Genomic DNA, 21,985 nt, shown 5'->3' on the forward strand with positions numbered 1-21,985 from the left:
CCGTTTAACCGGACTGCAAAGATACAAAAAAAATTAAAACCCACAACTTTTATTTATTAAAATATTGCTAAGCTTTTCTCTTGATTCCTGTAAGCTTTTTTAAATACCTATCGCTTATCTAAAAGCTCTTCTGCGCTACTGAACACTCTCGTTTTTCAGTGCGGCAAAGATAACAACTTAATATCACGCAAAACAAACTTATTTAACATAAAATTCATAATTATATAATATGAATTCATAAGCTACTGGTAAGCAGGCAGAAAAATTTTAAACTTATGTTTAATTTTCACTTACTTTGATTATCAATATTATCTTATTGCTTATTTTGAACGTATATAACGCTTAAAAATTCTGCATAGGATTTTTCTAAACCTATAATATCGCCGGACTTCAAATTTAAACCACCTGTTCCGGAAGTATCTGATTTTACTTTTAACGAGGAAGCCTGAAAGTATAGATTTTCATCACTTGCTTTGGGCTGAACTTTAATAGTAGAGCCTAAAAGCTTCTTTGTTGATATGGTATACACTTCTCCTGGTATGATATCCAGAGTAATATAAGATCTGGGGGTAAGCAGGTAATCTTTCTTATTGATATTAATCTTCTGATCTTTATCTGAGGAAGCAAAGACATAAAGCTTTCCATTCTGATCTCTCAATTTTTCTTTGGGAGTATAATATAGAGCCATCCTATAGTTAGCTGGGTTGAGGGGCTGAGGAGTGCCATCTATATTTTCAAATGGTTTCAACGAAAAGGTATTGGCACCTATTTCTTTTGCTTTTTTATATATTAAGGAAAAAACAGCTGCATCATCTCTTGAGAATCCCTGGACTTCAATTTCTCCCAAATATTCGGCGTCAACTGTAGTTTCCGCTTTTTTATACAGGAATTTATCTGTATTGTCGTTGGTTTTCTCAACTTTTGAAAGGTATACATTCTGAGCATAACAAAGGTGAACACAGAATATGGAAATGGCAACTGCCAGGTTTTTGATCATACTATTGTTGTGTTAATATTTTGACAGATTCTTCGAGGCTGTTTTCCCAATGCTTGAGTTCTATTTTATATATTTCTTCTATCTTATCTAATGACATTGTACTTCTGGCCGGTCTTTTGGCAGGAGTAGGATACTGTTCTGTTGTAAGAGGATTCAGTTTTACTGAAGAGTTTGAAAATTCAGCAATTTTTTTAGCGAAATCAAACCAAGTGGTTTCAGGATAGTTTGAAAAATGAAAAATACCAAAGGTTTTGTTTGGAGTTTCTATAATCCTCATGATTGCTTCTGCGAGATCATTTGCATTGGTAGGCTGCCCAAACTGATCCGCTACAATCCCAAGTTCTTCTTTCTGAGAAAAGAGATTCAGCATTGTTTTAACGAAATTCTTATTGAACTCCGAATACAGCCAAGAGGTTCTCAGAATAATAGTTTTTGGATTGATTTCGAGAGCTAACTCTTCACCCTTTCTTTTTGACTCACCATATATTCCGGTTGGATTGGTAAAATCATCTTCTGAGTAGGAAAGGTTTGTATCTCCGTCAAACACATAATCTGTAGAAACATGGATCAGGATACATTTATAATCTGCACAGGCCTGAGCAAGATAGGCTACTCCATCAGCATTTACAGCAAATGCTTTATCTTTTTCCTTTTCGGCTAAATCCACTGCAGTATATGCCGAAGCGTTAATACAATAGTCTGGTTTATTATCGTAGAAGAAATCATTAACCTGATCTTCGTTCGTGATATTCAGAGTCTGGGAATCTGTAAATAGGAACTCGTAGGTATTTTCAAAATCAGGGGCAATTTTTCTGATACAGTTCCCCAACTGCCCATTGCTTCCTATTACTGCTATTTTTTTCATCTGTAATTTATTATTTAAGGTGTACTGTAATATCTGGCTTACAAAACAGGATATTATCCAGCACCAACTGATTACGAATTTTTTGCGTTCTGGGATCTTAAGAATTTTACTCTAGGCTGGAAATCTTTCTGTTCAAGATCTACAAAGAACTTTCCAAAGGTTTCTCTTATGTCCTGGGGATGAATTTCTGATCTTCTTGTTTTAAGATTGAAATAGATCACCGTAACCCATAGTACAGCATGAACTATTTTTTCATCCAGGCTTTTCATGAGTATTTCCACTTTAGCCGTTCTGTCCTGCACTTCTATGGTTTTGCTGCTGATCACAACCTGGGTATTATATCTCACTTCTTTTAAATAAGCGATCTCATTTTGAATAGCAATCCATGTACAGCCGGTCTTTTTGGTATATTCTTCGTATGTGAATCCATAAAATGTTTCTACATGATCTTCTCTGGCATTGAACATATAGTCTAAATATTTTACATTATTCAAATGTCCTATCGGATCACAATCGCTGAACCTTACTTTTACGGTCGTTGATACTTCTTTTTCCATAGCGCAAAAATAAAAAAACCGCCTTTAAAAGAGGCGGTTAATTTATAAAACTTTGTTAATTTATTAGTTGATTCCTAATTCTTTCTTAACAGCAGCTGTAGCATCTGCACCAGATTTGTATACTAATGCTGAAGAGTTTGCATCCATGATAAATTCATATCCACCAGCCTTAGCCACTTTCTCGATTGCATCATTCAGTTTTTTCTCGATTGGTCCGAAAGCAACATCCTGTTTAGCCTGAAGATCTTTTTGAGCCTTCTCTTGCATTTGAGCAATTTCTTCCTGAATCTTTTGTAATTCTGTTTCTCTAGCTTTGTTTTCTTCAGCAGTTTTCTTAGGAGCTTCTTCACTGTACTGCTTTAATTTAGCCTGTCCAGCATCTGCTTTTTTCTTGATTTCAGCTTGTTTTGCATCTAAGAAAGCTTTTATGTCAGTATCTGCTTTTTTCTTTTCAGGCATTGCATTAAGAACTCCCATTAAATCTACAGTAGCTAATTTCTGAGCTTTTGCCATACTTACCGATACAACCATTATTACCGCGGCAAATAATACACTTAATTTTTTCATAATTGGTAAAATAAATAATTTAATTTGTTTTTAGATTTTAAATTTAAGTAAAAGTTAATTTAAAAATTTACTTTTTACTTTTGCTGCTTGTTTTTTCTTTCTTATCAGATGCAGCGGATCCTTTTAATAAGATGTTTAATACTTTTTCTGTGTAATCATATCTTGGCAGAAGAAAAAGGACATTGTTATCCGATTTATCAAGAACCGTGCCCAATCCATTTTTCTCAGCCATTGTTTTGACAGCTGTCCAGATCTGATCCTGAAACGGTACTACCAGGTTTGTTCTCAGCTTTGTAATTTCACCATTGGCTCCAAAACGTAAGCTGGTAGTTGTTTTGATATTTTTCTCGAGATCCATTACTTCTTTTTCTCTAAGCTTCAGCTGATCCCCTATCAACAATACTTTTTCACTTTCAAATGCTGATTTTTTTCTTTCGTACTCCGACTGCAGATTTTGAAGTTCAGACTGCCATGTATCGATCTGTGAATTCAATCTTGCTTCTGCTTCTTTGTATTGAGGTAGTTTATCTAAAATATAGCCTGTATCTACAATTCCAACTTTCTGGGCGTTTGAAAGTCCGAAAAGCAGGAACAATACAGATGTGAAAATGATTTTAAAGTTTTTCATATGTGTGATTATAATGATTGGTTCATCAGGAAGTGTGTTTTCCATCCAGATGGCTCTGTTCCGGAAACCGTTTTATCAAATCCGTAAGCAAAGTCAAATCCGATCAAACCAAAAGCTCCCATATAAACTCTTACACCAACTCCCACAGATCTTTTCAGCTGGAATGGGTTGTATGTACTCCAGGAGTTCCATACGTTACCCCCTTCTGCAAAGGTAAGTGCATAGATTTTGGCCGTCTGGTTCATTGAGATCGGGTATCTTAATTCTAATGTAAATCTATTATAGATTGTACCTCCCCCTCTTTGGGTAATATCATCTACTTCTCCTCCGTATGTTGAAGCATTTTCATAACCTCTCAATGGAATCAATTCACGTCCGTCATATCTACCTCCAAATAAACCTGTACCTCCTACATAGAATCTTTCAAATGGCGGAGCACCAAGTTTTTTATTATAACCATCCATGAATCCCATTTCAGCGGAAGATCTCAATACAAGTTTACCTGCAACCTCATTATATACATCAGCCTTGAACTTAATCTTGTAGAATTCCATCCACTTGTATTTGTCAACCGGTGACATGGTAGAGTAATCTTTATTGCTGAACAATGAGTAAGGTGCAGTCAGTTTCGCGGAAACTTCAATATTTGAACCCATTGTCGGGAAAATAGGATCAATACCCGCAGAGTTTCTGCTTAAACCTAAGTTAAGGCTTAAGTTATTGGCATCCCCGTAGTATTCTGTAGCATCTCCGAACTGGAAAGGATAGTTATTGAAGGTATATTTTTGGAACTGAAGCCCAGTATATAACGAGAAATAGTCATCCGGCCAGTTCAGCAATCTGTTCAGACCTACTGAAGCGGAGAAGATATTAAGCTTTTGATCAAGCCCATTACTGTCATTATATTTTACTCTGGAAGTGTTCAAACTTACTGAAAGGGCAGTTGGTCTTGTTCCGAATAACCATGGCTCTGTAAATGAAATACCATAGTTTTGGAAATACTGTCCTGCCTGAGCCTGAATAGACAAAGTCTGTCCGTCTCCCTGAGGTACCGGTTTAAAATCTTTGAATTTAAGGAAATTCTTTAAAGAGAAATTATTGAACGTAAGTCCTAATGTCCCGATAAAGCTGTTACCTCCATATCCTGCCTGTAACTGTACCTGAGAAGAACCCTTCTCTACCAGTTTCCAGTTGATATCTACAGTATTATCCTGCTGATTTGGCTGAATATCCTGCCCCACCTGCTGTGGATCGAAGAAGGACATCCCGGCTAAATCGAAGTAGGTTCTTTTAATCTCTGTCTTTTTGAAAAGCTCCCCCGGTTTTGTTCTTAGAGCTCTAAGCACAACATGGTCATGGGTAGTTGTATTCCCCTGCCATGTTACTTTATTCCATGTAGCCTGTTCTCCTTCATTAATTCTGATCTCCAGGTTTACAGTGTCTCCTGATACGGATTTTTCTACCGGTGTTACGCTAGAGAAAAGGTAACCGTTATTCATGTACACAGATTTGATATCCGAGTCGTCCTCTTTACCTCCGTCTTCTCCTACTTTTTTATTGAAACCTACGGCATCGTAGATATCTCCTTTTTTGTATCCTAATAATCTCTGTAAATATTCTGTAGAGTAAACGGTATTTCCGGTGAATGTAACATCCCCGATATAATACTTTTTACCTTCGTTAAGCTTTACATTGATTTCGTAATTATTTCTCTTGTTTCTCCATACGGAATCTGAAACAATCTTAGCATCTCTATATCCTAAAGAGTTATAATAGCTGATAAGGCTTTGTTTATCTTCCTGATATTTTTCTTCAATAAATTTTGAAGATTTCAGGATTCCTCCGATACCAAATCTTCTCTGTTTAGTTTCTTTGAATGCCTTTTTTCTAAGTTTTGCATCTGTAACGCTTGGGTTGCCTTCAAATTCGATATGGTCAATTTTTATTCTTTTGCCCTTCTCTACATTGATGGTCCAGTCTACCATAGACGGATCGTTTGCATTCACTTTATCCTGGATGGTAATTTTAGCATCAGCAAAGCCTTTTTTCACGTAATCCTTAGGAACCTTAGTCTTAAGACTGGAAATCAGGTTTTGTGTGATTTTTGTTCCGGGCTTTAGATTATTGTCCTTTATTAGTTTTTCGTTTTTAGATTTACCTATCCCTTTACCTGTGAATTTTACTTCTCCAAGTTCTTTAAGATCTTCAAGGTAGAATCTCAAAATTACGGTCTGCCCTTCAATACTCTGAACATAAACTTCAACTTCTGAAAAAGACTGGGTATCCCAAAGTTTTTTAACAGCGTTGCTGATTTTTTGTCCCGGAATATCTACAGCTTCTCCTTTAGTTAAGCCAGTAAATCTTAAGATTTGTGCCGGCGTATATTTTTTTACCCCATCTACAACAATGTCTTTAAGAGTGTAAGTTCCTGCTTCATTTTCTGCGTGTACAGCATTATTAACTTTAGTGCTGTCCTGAGGAGTTACTTGTCCATAAAAATGCGCCGAAGCAGCAAACATTATGATGGGTAATAGTCTAAACTTCATTTTATCGAGTCTTTCTTTTCTTTAATTTATTGGGCATTTATCTGATCGCCGGTTAAGCCGTATCTTCTTTCTTTATTCTGGTAATCAACAATACACTGGAAGAAGATATCTTTTGTAAAATCCGGCCATAGAACATCTAAAAACTGTAGTTCCGCATAAGCGATCTGCCAAAGAAGGAAGTTGCTTATTCTTATTTCTCCGCTGGTTCTGATCAGCAGGTCTACAGGAGGAAAGTCTTTTGTATAAAGGTAATTTTCGAATAGTTTTTCATCAATATTCTCAATATCAACTTTTCCTTCTTTCACATCGGAACTGATGTTTTTTACGGCATCTAATATTTCGTTCTGTGAGCCGTAGCTTATTGCCAGTACTAAATTGCCTTTTGTGTTTTCTTTTGTGAGTTCTACCACACGTTCAAGCTGTTCTCTCACGAGAGAAGGAAGCTTTTGCAGGTTTCCTATAACATGCATTCTGAGTCCTTTACTAAAGATCTCTTCGGCCTCCAGCAATAAGGTTTCTACCAGCAGATTCATCAGTGTACTTACTTCATCTGCAGGACGGCTCCAGTTTTCAGAAGAAAATGTATACAGTGTTAAATAAGGTATATCAATCTCATTACAGGCATTAATGGCATTCCTTACTGCATTAATGGCATTCTTGTGGCCGAAAGTTCTTTCTTCGCCACGCGTTTTTGCCCATCTTCCATTGCCATCCATTATGATGGCGACGTGTTTCGGTAAATTCTGAGAATTTATTTTATCTTTAATCAACGACATATTAATTAATCACAATAGCATGGAGGTCTTCCGAATGAATAGGTAAGTCCTAAACTAAAAGTATTCATCCAGTCCTTAGACCTTTCATCCCCTATATTTCTTTTATTAAGAAGTTCTTGTTCTCTTTCTTTAGAGACCGCATAATAGTTTCCTGACTGTAGCAGCGAACCGCCGGTAGCAGGATCTAAAATATCTGCATTAAAGCTGGACGTTAGATCTTTTGAAAGCAAACGGCTATGATCAAGCTGATCCGTCAGTGTATATCTAAATGTGGCTTCTGCAAATATAGCCCAATTATGGTTAAACTTATATTTTAAACCTACCCCGAAAGGGATATGCATTGTTACTTTTTTTCCTAATGTATATTCCGGAGTACTTTTAAAATCCTGTTCATTAAGAGGAGCCTGTGCTACTCCATCTGCATCTCTTCTAAAATCGTTTACAAGATTGGCTTTAGGAGCATCAAACATCAAAGCACCAATACCTCCAAAGATATAAGGGCTCACCATACTTACCTGTTCATTATTGACAGGGAAAAGGTTGTATTCGAACATTAAGCTTGCTTCGTATACGTTATTTTTTCCGTATGAATTTCTATTCACTCTATATTCTTCTTTCGCAGCTTTATCACTAAACTGGATCTGGTTGTATCCTAAATCCAATCTAACGGTCTGGTGCGGGTTAAAATTAAATCTATATAATAAACCACCATAGAAAGGGAAACCCCAATCTGACATTCTGTCTAAATCCAACGGCTTTTGTAAAATATAATTGGTCCTTCCTATGTCCCCAACTAGGTTACTCATACCCAGACGAACTCCCAATTCGTTTCTTTGTGCTTTAACACTTACCACTCCAAGGAAGGCAAGAAAGCTAAACAATAATTTTTTATTCATAAAAGAATATGGATTTATGGTTATTTTAAAATTTAATTTTTGCAAATATAAAACATTTTTATATTAATGATATTCTTAATGTATAGTTAAAAATAAACAAAAAAACATAATTTGTTATAAAGTAAACGGCAAAGTGCCAAAAATATTCTTTTTTCCTTAGATTACCAATACTGAACGTATAAAAAAACCCCCATTTGCTGAGGGTTTAAAACGCTATTTTTTATTAAATATTGTTTGGACCTTATTTCGGATTTTTATTAATAACGGTTCCTTATAATTTTTATCTTCATCAAAATAGCCGTAGCCATATCCGTAACCATATCCATAACCATATCCGTAACCTTGTTTCTTATTGTAATCATTATATATAAGTCCTAAATGACTAATTTCTCCGTTATGGTACTTTTCAGTGATCATCTTCAGCATATATTTCTCGGTGTATTCGTGACGAACTATATAAATGTTAGCATCGGAATATTTCATCAGCTCATAAGAGTCAGCTACTAAACCTACCGGTGGAGAATCGATGATAATGAAATCATATTTCTCCTTCAGCTGTTCTAGGAATTTGATATTTCTGCTGCTCATTAAAAGCTCTGAAGGATTTGGAGGAATTGGTCCGGAAGTTACTACATCCAGGTTCGGAATCTTAGTTTTATTGATGACCTGCTCCATTTCTACTTCTCCTGTTAGGTAATTTGAGATTCCATATTTATTATCAATTTTAAAATCTCCAAATATCTTAGGTTTTCTAAGGTCCATCCCAAGCAGGATTGTTTTTTTATCACTTAGCCCTACTACTGAAGCCAGATTGATGGAAATATATGTTTTTCCTTCCCCACCAATGGAAGAAGTAATTAAAATAATTTTTCCTTTACCATCTTCTTTATTGTTTTCCATTAGGAATCTCATGCTTGCCCTGATTCCTCTGAACGCCTCTGATACTGATGATTTAGGCTGCTCCAAAACGGTAAGCATATTTTCGTTGCTGTTGTTGCCGATAACGCCAAGAAGCGGAATCTTTGTTGCACTTAACAGTTCTTTGATGTTTCGGATCTTGTTGTCCAGCACCGCACCGATTAGAATGAGCAGTAATGGAATCAGCAATAAACCAAATATAATTGCTGATTTTATTGCTTTTACATTGGGGCCAATTGGAGCCTGTCCTAAGTTTTTCGCAGGGTCTATTACTGTAATATCAGACTGGTTGGTAGCCACTTTCATCTGCGCCTCGTTCTGTCTGTTCAAAAGACTGTTATAGGTAGCTTCGATCATATTGTATCCTCTTTCCGCATCCAGATATTTTCTTTCTTTTTCAGGATATGAAGTGAGATCTGAATTGGCTTCTGCTACCTGACGGTCTATCTTATTGATTTCATCATAATATTTCGTGTAATAATTTCGTAAAGAACCAGATGAACCCATTCTTGCTTCATTAATCAGCCTGTCTATTTCTTTCATAGGCTCAGAGTTTGGCTTATAGATGGTCGCCATTTCTCTTTTCTTCATATATAAAGCCTTGAGTTCTGTTACAGACGCCGAAAAGAAGCCATCTTCAAAACCTGCAGCATTGGTGCTGATCATTTTATCAAAATCACGGGCCTGCAATGTATTTTTAATATTATTCAGTGAGCTGATTTTACTTACAATATCTGCTTTCTTGGCTTCAAGATTTTTTATTTCCTCTAAGGATTTTTCGTCTCTGTCTTTGATATTATAAAGCTTTTCAGAAGTCTTCAGATAATTCAGCACTGCTGCACTTGAATCCAGTTTTTTGCGGATATCATCTATATTATTCTGAAGATAAACGTCTGTATTCTTATTGACGATATTTTTGTCTGCCAGTCTTTTCTTCTGAAGTTCGGCTACAGATTTGTTTAAGAAATTTACAGTACTGTTAAGATTAAACCCTTTTTTGGTGATAATCATAATGGTTCCGATTTCTTTGTCAAATTCCACTCCTATTGTAGACACAATACCATTAACACTCTGATTGACAGAACTAAGCTTTATGATAATGTTTTCAACTTTTATTTTAGGAGTCTCTGTATTCTTAAGCAGCCTGAATCTTAGATTCGGGGAGTTGTACCATTCGTTGATTTTTACAATCTTGTTGGCAGGTCTGCTATATCCATTTACGGATTGAAACCCTTCTAATTCGTAATTATATAAATTGGTAGACTGTCCCTCTTCCGGAAGAACCACTTCATAAGAATCTCCACCTTTTGGAATAAGCGTAATAGGATAATCAATCTGCTGAAGATGCTTTTTGTCGATCTGCAGAAACACCGGAGAGTCTGTTTTGTCAATGTAGGTTGATTTGATCAATCCTTTGGTTGAATAATTCACAAAAAGATCTAATTCCTTTACCAGAAACTCATTATGAGATCTGGATAACAACATTTTTTTCAGATAAACTCCGTCCTGATTCCCGCTCTGTCCCCAGATAAAGTTGATGGACTGGCTTGGGGTAAAGTAACTGGAGGTATTATTGGATATGCTCAGAGAGAGGTCTGATGCATAAATGTTCTGTGCATAATATTTACTGTATACCCATGAGATTAAGTAGCCGATAAACAGCATAAATACAAACCAGTACCAGTTTTTCACTATTCTTCTCAGAAAGTGCTCGATATCAAATAACGCAAACGATCCGTACTTTTCCTTCTGGGGTTCGTTCTTCCCTATTTTGGTGTCTTTGTCTGGAATCATGGTTAAAGGTTTTTAAGAAGCAGATAAATTGATAATGCTGTAGTAATCACCGATACCCCAGTTGTTAAAGTCTGTACAGGATCTTTACCAAATCCGTTCAAGCTTTTTCCTCTTGTATTCAGATAGATCTCATCACCGTTCTGTACATAATAGTACGGGGAATTCATAATATCTTCACGGGTAAGGTCTATTTTTGCCACTTTTATTCCTTCAGGCAATTTTCTGTGAATAACAATATTTGTACGGTCAATCGTTCTGTTCAAGCCTCCATTAATAGCTAAAGCTTCTGTAATAGTCAGCGTATTTTTGTGTGCTACTTTTTCTCCGGAAAGACCTGTCGTTTCTACGTCTCCCAAAATATAATACGTGATTCCGTTTGTGTTCAGTCTTACTTCAGATTTTCCTTCCTGAAAGTTTTCATTTACTTTTTCCTGAAGCTCCTGGGTAATATCTTCCAATGTTCTTCCTTCTGCTTTCACATATCCTATTCCGAAAACATTGATATCTCCTTTAGAATCCACTTTCAGACCGTTAAAGTAAAAGTTCACATTTCCGCCAACACCAGAGCCCCCAACGCCTCCAACACCTACTAATGCAGAATTATTGATGCCTCCTGCTCCTCCGGAAGAATTCAGGGATGAATAAAATTGTGCAGCATCTCCCTTGGGAGTAGTTACAATATTGAGATTAAGAATGTCATTCTTTGTAATTCTGTAAGTAGGAATATTGTAGGGAATAAGTCCTTCCTCATTGATTACAAGACTCTCGCTGGGCTGCATATACCTTACATCTTTTTTGGTGATGCAGGATGTAATCAAAAAGGGTAATAATAAAAATAAATATTTCAAGTTCTTCATCATATTGGGATGTTATTTGCAAAAGTAAAAATTAAATTCTTATTTTCTTATTATTTCGTAAATGATAGATAAGATCTGGAAGATAAGCTCCAAAAAAGCCTAATAAAATAATGATAAGTAAAAGGAAATTTATATTGATGTGTCTTAAGTAATAAGCTACAGCTACAATCATCAAATAGTAAACAATAATATAAAATGTGGAACGTCTATGGGTAAGGTCTAATTTAAGCAGTTTGTGATGAATGTGGTTTTTATCTGCATCGAAAGGAGATTTTTTATTGCAGAGTCTTACAATAATTACATTTAGGGTATCCACAATCGGCAGAATAAGAATAGCAACTGCCACTGCCGGTGCAGACTGCAGATGATATCTTGGCACATTGGGAAGTTCTCTGTCTATGAAAATATCAATAAAACAGATCGAAGTAAATGCCAGAAGGAAACCCAGAAGCATGGATCCCGTATCTCCCATAAATATTTTATTGGTCCTGTAATTAGATAAATTATAATATAAAAATGCCAGTACGGTACCTATAATTATAACTGATAAAACCACCAAAGGAAAATTATATTCTCCTAACCTGTAGTAGCTTATTCCGAAAAGAGCACTGCAGATCACAGAATATCCTCCGGCAAGCCCGTCTATTCCGTCAATAAGATTGAAAGCATTGATGAGAATAATAAAAGTAACAATACTGAACAATACACTTATGAAATAGCTCAATTCATAGATTCCAAATATTCCGAACAGGCTTCTGATTCTGATATCGGATCCTATTACAGCTAATGCAGACACCATAATCTGGGCAACAAGCTTCTTATAGGCTCTCATTACAACAATATCATCCATTACTCCTATGTACAGAAGGATAATTAATGAGGCAAACAAAAATTTGTACAGATCAAAAAGCTCATACGCAAAGATGGATGCGCAGATCCCTATTGAATAAAAAATAGCTATCCCGCCAAGATTGGGAATTTTTCTGAGATGGGAACTTCTTATCCCTGGCTCATCCATAAGATTCTTTCTTCTGGAAATCTTAATGATGGTGGGAATAGAGAAAAAGGTAATTAAAAAAGAGAATAGAAAACCTAACCCTATTTTCACGTAAAAAATAGAAATTCCTGATTCGCTTAAGAACAATTCAAAATTCTTCATTTTTTTTTATCAAGCACATCATCAATATCTTAATAAAACTTACTAAAAAAACCCATAAAGAGCTACCTTTCAATGTTTTATATAATGACCAAAATAATTGTACTTATCATTTGTGTTATAACAATTTTCTTATCAGCTTCTTTTGTCCTGCAAAAAACAACAGATAAAATATCTTTTTTTTCAACGGCAAAGATAAAAGATAATTCTTACCAAAACGATTATAGTTTAATATATCTCGAATTTTTATTTTCCTTTCATTCATAAAAATCGCCAGTTCAGCATCCATTTTATAAAATGTTTCGTTGTCTTTTACAAAAGCGAGATAAGCTAAAAAAGAATATACCCCTTCAAAAATCTGGAAGTTTTTAAGCTCTTTTCTTTTGTGGGAATATCCGGATCCTTCAAATACCTGTTCCACCTCTCTTACGGCTTTCAGGATATCAAGCCCTTTTTCTGTGTGGGTTTTTGTAATAGAATCTGTCCGCTCCAGATACTGATAATGAAAATTCTGTGTCTGCGCCAAAGTTTTGCACTCCAGAAGCAGCTGCGGTATCAGCTGGATATCTTCAAAATGGATTCCTTTTTTAAATCTTGTATGATCAAACAGCTCTTTTTTAAACAGCTTGTTACAGGCAAAATAACTGAGGTCTGAAAAAACAGAAAAATGATCTTCAAGCTCTATTTTTTCAGACATATTAGGAATCTGAGTGAGTTTCTGAGTTACTTTTCCGTCCTGATCTACTTTCTGGATATTGCAGATGACCATTTTAGCCTGATGTTTTTCTGCCAGCTGCAGCATTTCTTCAAACATCGTTTCCATGACATAATCGTCACTGTCTACAAAACCTATATATTCTCCCGAAGCCCTTTCAATACCAAAGTTTCTGGCATCACTCAGGCCTCCGTTCTCTTTGGCGAAAGCTTTTATTTTATCCGGGAATTTTCGTGCGTATTCATCAATGACAAGTCCTGAGTGGTCTTTGCTGCCATCATTAATGACCAGAATCTCAATATCCTGCAGAGTCTGACTAACGAGGGAATCCAGGCATTTTGCCAGATAATTCTCTACATTATATACGGGAACTATAATTGAAACCTTCATTTTATGTTTTCTAAATTAATAATTCCTTTTGCTAAAAATTCACTGAATTTTTGGTAACCCTGCTTGTTTAAATGGAGCGGATCTGCATACAGACTTCTGTCCTTATCATAATCAGAGCTTACTTCATCAAAATTCAAAATGGCCACTTTTTTATCCAGCCCGTCATGCTTTAATTCTGTCAGCAAAGCATTCCTGTAATCCGGGATTTTAAATTGATCGCCCCCATTTAAAACCAATTCAGCACTTCTGTTACTGAGGCTGCTTAGTATATTTTTATTTTTAAAATTTTCTTCGGCTCCAAATTCCGGAAGGGAAACAACAACCGGCTTGATATTATAATGCAGGAGTGTTGTAATGATCATCAACATGTGATGGGTATAAAAATCCGGCCCTACATATGTTGCTGCATCATTAACTCCGGCAATTATGATACAGTAATCAGGTTTTTTCTCAATCACTTTTTTAGAAGAAAACTCTTCACTCTCTTCTTTAAAAAGGTTCTCATAGATTCGTTTGGTTTTGGCACCCGGATTTCCCGATGAATAAATTTCTGAATGGATTCCTTGATCCAAAAGCTTTTTCTGTAAAAGTGAATCCAGGTTTTGCCTTACCACCCAGCTATCTCCAATAATGCCGATCTGAAGTCCGTTTTCCGGTTTTGTATTGGAAGAAAAATAGTTTTCTTCACCCGCATAAGCATATTTATTCCAAAAATAAATGAAACTGACGAGTCCGGTTAACAGAACAATGCTTGCTACTAATTTTTTTTTCATCTTGTGTGTACTTAAAAAGTCAGCCTGGGATTAAGCGTTCCTCTTTTTGCTTCTTCAAAATCTTTTTTGGAACATGGAATACAGTTTTCAATATTTTCATCTTCTCCGAAATACCATAGATTGCTGAAAGTATCACGTTTGAAAGCATATTGGTTATCGTCAATCAAAACATAGAACAGTTCATAATGCCTTTCTTTGGGATGGGACCTCTGAATATTGATTCCCTCGATCAGGTACCAGATCATCTGTGCCAGGAGCTGGTGATTCAGCTGACTTTCAGAATAAATATTATAATTAAAAATTCCTACAGATTTTAAATTCTCACTCAAACCTATTTCTTTCATGTAGGCACAGATCTCTCTTCGGTTCAACCCGTTTACCTGAGGGTTCATGGAAAACGGTTCGCTGAAGCTTTCAACAGCATCGCAGTTTAAGGTTACCAAATCGGTTTTCCTGAAGAAAGGCTCAGTTTTTTCGGTGGAATTCATCATTTCAGCAAGGCGGATGATATCAAACTCAACGTCTTTGATCAGTCTTACTGAATCTGCTTCGTTCAGATGCTTCTGATAACCCAGATGATGATAGTTTTTGATGGAGAAATTCTTGGAACCTAAAATTTTTCCTAAAAAAGTATGCTCATTAATTGTTTCCCCTTGTTGTAGAGAAATAATATTGCTGATTTGGGTGTAGTTTATGTTTTTCTTGTGAAAATTCAATGTCGAAAAGAGTGAGAAAGCAAAATCATTGGATCCGCCGATAATCACCGGAAGGGCTCTTTTGTAATGACATGCCGATAAAACCTCCTGCAGAATATAATGGGAATCCTGAACCGTTTTTCCGGAAACCAGATCTCCAAGATCCACGACAGGAACCTCAAAATCCAGCTGCGAAAGTTTATAAAACTCTTTTCTTACCGCTGTAAAGTCCTGTACCTCTGCATCACCGCCCGCTCCTCTGTAATCTGAAACAAAGAGAAGAACAATGCTGTCTTCTTTTATATCTTTTGTAATTCTGCTGCCGATCTGCCAGCTTTCTGTTTTGAAATTTCTTGGTGAAATGATAAAATCTTCAAAATCCATATTTTTAATCTGAAAACTTGGGAATGGGTTAATTGACTAATTGCTTTCCTGAACAAACATACAAAAAAACCAGAGCAAGTTCATATGCTGTGGCAACTTTTGTTAATAAAAAAAAGCCGTCAACACATATTGTTAACGGCTTTGTATTACTTATTTTAATATTACTTCTTCTTAGCTGCTGTCTTTTTTACTGCAGTTGTTTTCTTTGCTGCAGGTTTCTTAGCTGCCGGCTTCTTTTTCTCTGCAAAGGCATTTTTATCCTGGTCTGTGATCCATTTTTTCACCTCATCCAGAGATACATCCTTCAGCTCTTCAGCCTCATATTTTGTGTCATCTTTTTTCTTAGGAATCTTGAACATGGCTTTCCCGAATTTAACGAATGGCCCCCATCTTCCATTTTCAATAGAAATTTTTTCTTTTTCCCATTGCTGGATGTATCGGTTGGCTTCTTTTTCCAGCTTGGCATCAATTAACTCATTGATGTCACTCTGTGAAAGATTATCGAAGTTATACTTCTTAGGAACATTCACAAAAATATCTTTGTATTTGATGAACGGTCCGAATCTTCCTGTTCCTTTGGTTACCGGATCTCCTTTATAAGTAGCAATTGGCGCATCAGCTTTTTTCTTTTCGTTGATGATCTCTTCTGCACGCGCCTGGCTTACAGAAAGAGGATCTTCACCTTTCGGAATGCTGATAAATGTCTCGCCCCACTTCACATAAGGTCCGAACCTTCCTACTCCTACAGAAACTGCCTGACCCTCAAATTCATTAAGTTCGAATGGCAGTTTGAAAAGCTCCAGTGCCTCAGCTAAAGAGATGGTTGCAATATTCTGTCCCGTCATTAGTGAAGCGAAGATTGGCTTTTCTTCATCTTCCGTTTCACCGATCTGAATCATCGCTCCGAATCTTCCGATTCTTGCATGAACATTTTTACCGGTCTTAGGATCTACTCCGAGAAGTCTGTCGCCATTCGCTCTGTCTGCATTTTCTTCTACATCTTCAATTCTCGGGTGGAATTTTGAATAGAAATTGGTCATCATTTCTTTCCACTTCTGATCTCCGTTGGCAATTTCGTCAAAGCTTTCTTCTACTCTTGCTGTGAAGCCATAGTCCAGGATTTCTTTGAAATTATCTGTCAGGAAATCATTAACAACCTCACCAATATCTGTAGGTACAAATTTATTTTTGTCGCCCCCGAATTTTTCTTCAAGAACTTCTTTTTTGATCTTATCTTTTGTAAGAGACATCTTAACCACTTCACGGGTTTGAGGATCTATCTCTCTTTTGTCTACATATTCTCTGTTCTGAATGGTCTGGATCGTCGGCGCATAAGTAGACGGACGCCCAATTCCTAATTCTTCCAGCTTTTTCACCAATCCGGCTTCCGTATATCTTGCACTTGGTCTTGTGAATTTTTCTGAAGCGGTTATTTTTTTATAACTTAAAACTTCCCCTACATTTACTTTAGGAAGCAGTTTTTCATTGTTTTCCTCATCATCGTCTTCTGTCTTTACAATTCCGTAAGCTTTCAGGAAACCGTCAAAAATAATCACCTCCCCCTGTGCTTCAAAATGCTGGGGCAGCGATGCGTTTCCTATTTCAATCACCGTCTTCTCAATTTTAGCGTTTGCCATTTGGGAAGCCAGTGTTCTTCTGTATATTAATTGGTATAATCTGTTCAATTGGGCATCACCGATACTTTTCACCGCAAAGTCAGTCGGACGGATCGCTTCGTGAGCTTCCTGTGCAGAGGCTGATTTTGTAGTATAGTTTCTTGGTGAAGAATATTCAGCTCCATATTCTGAAGTGATCTGCTTTTTTGCGCCTTCGATCGCTTCCTGGGAAAGGTTCACGGAGTCGGTTCTCATATAGGTAATGTACCCTTCTTCATATAGCCTTTGTGCAAGGCGCATGGTATTGGTTACGTTATATCCTAATCTTGAAGAGGCTTCCTGCTGCAGGGTAGAAGTGGTAAATGGTGCAGATGCAGAACGTGTTCCCGGTTTTGTTTCAACATTCAGGACTTTAAATTCTGTAGTTTTTGCTTTTTCAAGGAATCTTTCTGCGTCTTCTTCTTTTTCGAAGTCTTTTTTAAGCTTTGCAGCAATTTCCTGCTCAGCTTTATTTAAGAAAATTGCATCCAGCTTGAAGCTTGCTTTCGGAACAAACTCACGGATCTCTTTTTCTCTTTCTACAATTAATCTTACAGCCACAGACTGTACTCTTCCTGCAGAAAGGCCTGGTTTTACTTTTTTCCAGAGAACCGGAGACATTTCAAAACCTACGATCCTGTCCAAAACTCTTCTTGCCTGCTGGGCATTCACAAGATTCTGATCAATATCTCTGGGATTTTCAATGGCTTTTAGAATGGCATTTTTAGTAATCTCGTGGAAAACAATTCTTTTTCTGTTTTCGGGTTTCAGTTTCAATTCGTCCGCCAGGTGCCATGCAATAGCTTCTCCCTCGCGGTCTTCATCGGAAGCCAGCCATACCATTTCGGCTTTCTTTACGGCAGCCTTTAATTCTGTTACCAGTTTCTTTTTGTCAGCCGAAACTTCGTAATCAGGACTGAAGGTGGCAAGATCTATTCCCATACCTTTTTTCGGAAGGTCACGGATGTGTCCGAAACTCGATTTCACTTCGAAATCCTTCCCTAAATATTTCTGAATAGTTTTTGCTTTTGCCGGGGACTCTACGATTACTAAATTTTTCGACATTCTAAAAAAATTTTTTGCAAAAGTAAAGCTTTTTTATTATATACATTTTGTTAAACGGTTTAATTTAATATTTAGATGTGTTTAACATGCGTTCCTGAGGGCATTTTTAAAGATATCAAGTCCTTTAGGGCGTAGGGTTTAGCTCGAAATTTAACTTTAATAAAATAGATGATATAGAATTTTTCATCAACAGTGATAGATGCAAGCATATGCCGTTATAAAAAAGCAGAACAGGAAATTCTGTTCTGCTTTTTATGGCTTTTTAAAGTTTCTACTGTTTAATAATTTTCACAATTTCTTCAGAATTGTTAATTCTTACTAAATATACTCCTGAACTTAGAGCTGACAAGTCTGTTCTTCCGTTTTCAAACTTTCCGGATTTAACAAACTGTCCGGCAACATTATAAATCTGATAATAATAGCCTGTTTTATCCGAAGCATTAATATACAGTATATCCTTTACTGGATTTGGAAATAATGATATTTTTTTCTCATTTATCTTTTCCTTCATCTCAGTCGTGCTCAAGACAGCCGCTTCTTTTCCTGCAGCCATAGCTGTAACCTGTAATCTCGGAATGGGACCAGCTTCATTTCCCTGAGCGTCGTACTTCACTCTCACACATCGGCAGCTTATTCCTAAATAGGGATCATTATTATCATTAAATGCAATAAACCGGTTGGCCGTAGAAGCTGCATCAAACAAGACATTAACAGATCGCCCCAGATAGTTTGCAGCCAAAGCTGCTGTCCAGACACCAGGATACTGAAAGTTGACTGTATTGAATGTTCCCTGTGGAGACTGATTAGCTATAACATTTCTGAATCCGCGCGAACCCGAATCCGGGAAATTACCAAGTATATAAGATGGACCTATAAACATATACCCTATAGTAGAGGTTGTGGAAGGATTTCTGACTCTATATCCTGCGTAATCTGTACTGACACTATAAAAGGTCGCTATATTTTTATCTTTTTTATACCAGGGCGATTGTCCGAAATCCTGATTAGAAATTAATGCCACATTGGTGACATCCGGGATCCTCCAACCCTCCGGACAAGGATCAAAAGGTGATTTTTTTCCTCCTCTGCCCCATCGGTCAGCAGCAAGATTGGGTTCATTGGCCAGCCAGTCCGTCCCATTGGTATAATTAGGCATTGCACCGTTATAAGGAGCAAAAACACTTGGGATCATATATACCAAAGGATTCTTCACAGAGTAAGACAGTACTTTTGCAATTTTATCCGCTGGTTTATCGGCACTCTGCACAATTGGAGCTGCATAAGTATTATAAGGAACAATATAGTTTCCTGACATATTATTATATGCAGCAGGAGTTAGTGTAGTATAAGCTATAGTTCCGTTACTCGATGCTGTTCCTAAAAACACATTAAATGATGCTCTGTTGTCTGCATACTGAAAGGTAGGAATCGGGTCTTTTCTTCCCCATTGATAATGTAGTCCTGTAGAAGCTCTTATTTTTGCAAGTTCTGCAGCTGTTGGTGTCATCGCATTGGCAACTATCGGAAATGCATCTATCGCTCCCAGGTTCCTGTCCATAAATTCTGTCTGAAACACAGCATCCGCTTTATTTACGTAATTCACATAGTTGACCGCTTCAGCCATCGGAAGTTCTGTCCTGTAGTTATAAGACCCTAAAGAGGAATCGGTTATCCAGATATGCCAGCTCCAATACACCGGTGAAGAAATGCTTCCGTTATGAAGTGTCACTACAGCATTCCCACTCTGGTTCGGATTAATCTCCACCGAAATTTTTGAGCTGCTGAGACTCTCAAGTGAGGCCGGGGAAGGATTAACGACCAATACTTTATTAATCAGGGCTGTATTAGTCGTCCAAAGCACATTTACTTTTAGATTATTGAAGTTGGGGGCATCTAATATTTCCTGATTATTCAAAAGCTGACTTTGCACTGAAAAGGCTTTGCTTACCGGGATTTCCACAATAAAGGGCGTTGAATTTTTAACAGCCTGATAGGTATTAGGATTATTGATTCCTTCTCTGTATTCTGTTTTCGGAGCAAGATATTCGGAAGGAAAATTATAATCATTTACGATATAAAGAGGGTCTTTGATGCATCGACATCCATTGGCATCGGAAGTATACATTCCTGACATAGGCACATAAAAATATCTTCCTTTAATATTGGGATAATTAGGATCCGGAATATCGGACTGTCCTTTATCAGGGATCATAAAAAGCCCTCTGGTGATAACCGCCGGGGAAGTATCAAAATGCCTGGCCATTGTTGCCGTCCATAAGGCAACGTGATGCTGGTCGGTATACTGCCCCTGGTGGGCATTCCTAATCAACTGTCCTGTTCCTGGAAAAACTCCCATATTATTCCCACCGGCATTGGAAAGATCAAAACCAAAATTAGGGTAGACCTTAAATCCTGTCATGAATGATGGTACTCCTGTATCTGTAGGTTTAATAATATGATACTTATTTGCTTCGAAAACATTTTTAGTCATATTGCTTCTGACTCCGAAAGGGGAAAAATCCAGTCTGATATCATCTATATAAGACTGTGAGGCTAAATTCGCTACCAGCATTGACGGTATTCTCCATCCGTTGGGACATGGATCATAGGGAGATTTATCCCAGTAAGGTTTTGCACTTGCATTATTGTTATATCCCGTACTGATGAGTCCCCGGGAATTATCAGACCAAAGGTTAAGTTCTGAGAGCCTGCTATCCGGAATTCCGGCAGCATTTCCAAACCAGTTAACCGGAAGATTGGGGTTGTTATTGTAATAAGCCTGGCCGCTGTTATCGTCTTTGTTCACATAGATCAGACTTAATGGATTTTTCACAGAAAGCCTGATATTATTGGTTATCTCTGCATTTGCAAGCGGAACATATTTTGTGAGGTTATCAATATTTAAAGCACCGGTAAAGTTTTTCGCGCCCCTATGCCTGATCCTCCCTATAGATCCTGACACTTCGTAGAAGTCGTTTCCCCTTGTTACCAAAGGCGGAATCGGATCTTTTCTTCCCCATTGGTAGAGCAATCCCATACTTTTGCTCCAGTCCGAAGAAGTAATGGAGCTGCTTAAAGCTCCGAGATTACGGTCCATCCATCCCCAATCTGAATCAGGAATCCGCTCAACCGTTCCATCTCCCCTAACTCTTGTGATACTATCAAAACTTTTGTAAGTGGATCCGTTAGTAGGATCATCGGTCACCCAAATATGCCAGCTCCAATAGATTTCACTGTTTACTCTTAAGGCAACCACAGCATTTCCTTTTTTTGCTTTGTTGATGGGAACTTTTATTTTGGCATTTTCATCGGACCCTAAAATTTCCAACGAGTATCTCTCCCCTGATTTTATCAGACCATGAGAATCTTCCCACAATACCTCAGCTGTCTGGTTGCCGGAAGGGATTCCGTCCCCTTTAATGTATCCGTCCCCCTGCCACATAGCATAAGCTTTTCTTACCGGAATCAGCAAACCTTCGCTGTTTTGGCTGGGATCAAAAATATAACTGTTGGGAGCTTTTGTCCAGTCCGAAACGACTGCCCTTCTGTCAGCAGGCTTTGTTAAAGTATCTTTTGCAGATACTGATTTTTCTGTATATCCATACGGAAGATTTTCTTTCAATCCTCTACTATTCCTAGAATAGGTACAAATCGACACTAAGCAAAAAATTGCCGCAAAACTTTTAACTAAATTTTTCATATCCTTAGACTTGTGTGTCATTTACATGAAATACAACTTTTAAGCCTTTAT

The 21,985-nt window shown here is 37.1% G+C and carries 16 protein-coding genes; all 16 read right to left on the bottom strand.

Going from position 1 to position 21,985, the window contains the following annotated elements:
- Positions 1-313 precede the first annotated feature (313 nt).
- Positions 314-997 (bottom strand): hypothetical protein, encoded by a 684-nt coding sequence (locus ACTJIV_RS18025; protein WP_440629048.1) that lies wholly within the window; start codon positions 995-997, stop codon positions 314-316.
- A 1-nt stretch (position 998) separates the two neighbouring features.
- Positions 999-1,862 carry a dTDP-4-dehydrorhamnose reductase gene (gene rfbD, locus ACTJIV_RS18030; RefSeq protein ID WP_223557653.1) on the bottom strand — a complete coding sequence of 288 codons (864 nt, stop codon included), beginning with the start codon at positions 1,860-1,862 and terminating at the stop codon, positions 999-1,001.
- Positions 1,863-1,933: 71 nt separating this feature from the next.
- A complete protein-coding gene (locus tag ACTJIV_RS18035) occupies positions 1,934-2,419 on the bottom strand; it encodes an acyl-CoA thioesterase (protein WP_336378178.1) in 486 nt (161 codons plus the stop codon).
- Between the two features lie 63 nt (positions 2,420-2,482).
- The gene (locus tag ACTJIV_RS18040; RefSeq protein WP_111958711.1) at positions 2,483-2,986 is read right to left on the bottom strand and encodes an OmpH family outer membrane protein; all 504 of its coding nucleotides are present in this window, start codon (positions 2,984-2,986) and stop codon (positions 2,483-2,485) included.
- A gap of 67 nt (positions 2,987-3,053) precedes the next feature.
- A complete protein-coding gene (locus ACTJIV_RS18045) occupies positions 3,054-3,614 on the bottom strand; it encodes an OmpH family outer membrane protein (protein ID WP_111958729.1) in 561 nt (186 codons plus the stop codon).
- An 8-nt stretch (positions 3,615-3,622) separates the two neighbouring features.
- Positions 3,623-6,160 carry an outer membrane protein assembly factor BamA gene (gene bamA, locus ACTJIV_RS18050; RefSeq protein ID WP_223557654.1) on the bottom strand — a complete coding sequence of 846 codons (2,538 nt, stop codon included), beginning with the start codon at positions 6,158-6,160 and terminating at the stop codon, positions 3,623-3,625.
- A 26-nt stretch (positions 6,161-6,186) separates the two neighbouring features.
- Positions 6,187-6,936 (bottom strand): isoprenyl transferase, encoded by a 750-nt coding sequence (locus ACTJIV_RS18055; protein ID WP_111958707.1) that lies wholly within the window; start codon positions 6,934-6,936, stop codon positions 6,187-6,189.
- Between the two features lie 5 nt (positions 6,937-6,941).
- Positions 6,942-7,832 (bottom strand): DUF6089 family protein, encoded by an 891-nt coding sequence (locus ACTJIV_RS18060; protein ID WP_111958705.1) that lies wholly within the window; start codon positions 7,830-7,832, stop codon positions 6,942-6,944.
- A gap of 213 nt (positions 7,833-8,045) precedes the next feature.
- On the bottom strand, positions 8,046-10,544 hold the full coding sequence (locus tag ACTJIV_RS18065; RefSeq protein ID WP_336378176.1) for an exopolysaccharide transport family protein: 2,499 nt from the start codon (positions 10,542-10,544) through the stop codon (positions 8,046-8,048).
- Positions 10,545-10,546: 2 nt separating this feature from the next.
- The gene (locus tag ACTJIV_RS18070; protein ID WP_111958701.1) at positions 10,547-11,404 is read right to left on the bottom strand and encodes a polysaccharide biosynthesis/export family protein; all 858 of its coding nucleotides are present in this window, start codon (positions 11,402-11,404) and stop codon (positions 10,547-10,549) included.
- Between the two features lie 28 nt (positions 11,405-11,432).
- On the bottom strand, positions 11,433-12,560 hold the full coding sequence (locus ACTJIV_RS18075) for a glycosyltransferase family 4 protein (protein ID WP_111958699.1): 1,128 nt from the start codon (positions 12,558-12,560) through the stop codon (positions 11,433-11,435).
- 115 nt (positions 12,561-12,675) lie between these two features.
- The gene (locus ACTJIV_RS18080) at positions 12,676-13,662 is read right to left on the bottom strand and encodes a glycosyltransferase family 2 protein (RefSeq protein WP_440629049.1); all 987 of its coding nucleotides are present in this window, start codon (positions 13,660-13,662) and stop codon (positions 12,676-12,678) included.
- Positions 13,659-14,435 (bottom strand): SGNH/GDSL hydrolase family protein, encoded by a 777-nt coding sequence (locus ACTJIV_RS18085; protein ID WP_223557658.1) that lies wholly within the window; start codon positions 14,433-14,435, stop codon positions 13,659-13,661. Before ACTJIV_RS18085 ends, ACTJIV_RS18080 begins: the two co-directional genes overlap by 4 nt.
- 11 nt (positions 14,436-14,446) lie before the next feature.
- Positions 14,447-15,514, bottom strand: coding sequence for a formimidoylglutamase (locus ACTJIV_RS18090; RefSeq protein WP_223557659.1), 1,068 nt, complete (start codon positions 15,512-15,514; stop codon positions 14,447-14,449).
- A gap of 161 nt (positions 15,515-15,675) precedes the next feature.
- Positions 15,676-18,234, bottom strand: coding sequence for a type I DNA topoisomerase (gene topA, locus ACTJIV_RS18095; protein WP_440629050.1), 2,559 nt, complete (start codon positions 18,232-18,234; stop codon positions 15,676-15,678).
- Between the two features lie 271 nt (positions 18,235-18,505).
- A complete protein-coding gene (locus tag ACTJIV_RS18100; protein WP_440629051.1) occupies positions 18,506-21,856 on the bottom strand; it encodes a T9SS type A sorting domain-containing protein in 3,351 nt (1,116 codons plus the stop codon).
- Positions 21,857-21,985 lie beyond the last annotated feature (129 nt).

This window comes from Chryseobacterium sp. 22532 (genome assembly GCF_052044665.1).
Taxonomy (GTDB): domain Bacteria; phylum Bacteroidota; class Bacteroidia; order Flavobacteriales; family Weeksellaceae; genus Chryseobacterium; species Chryseobacterium lathyri.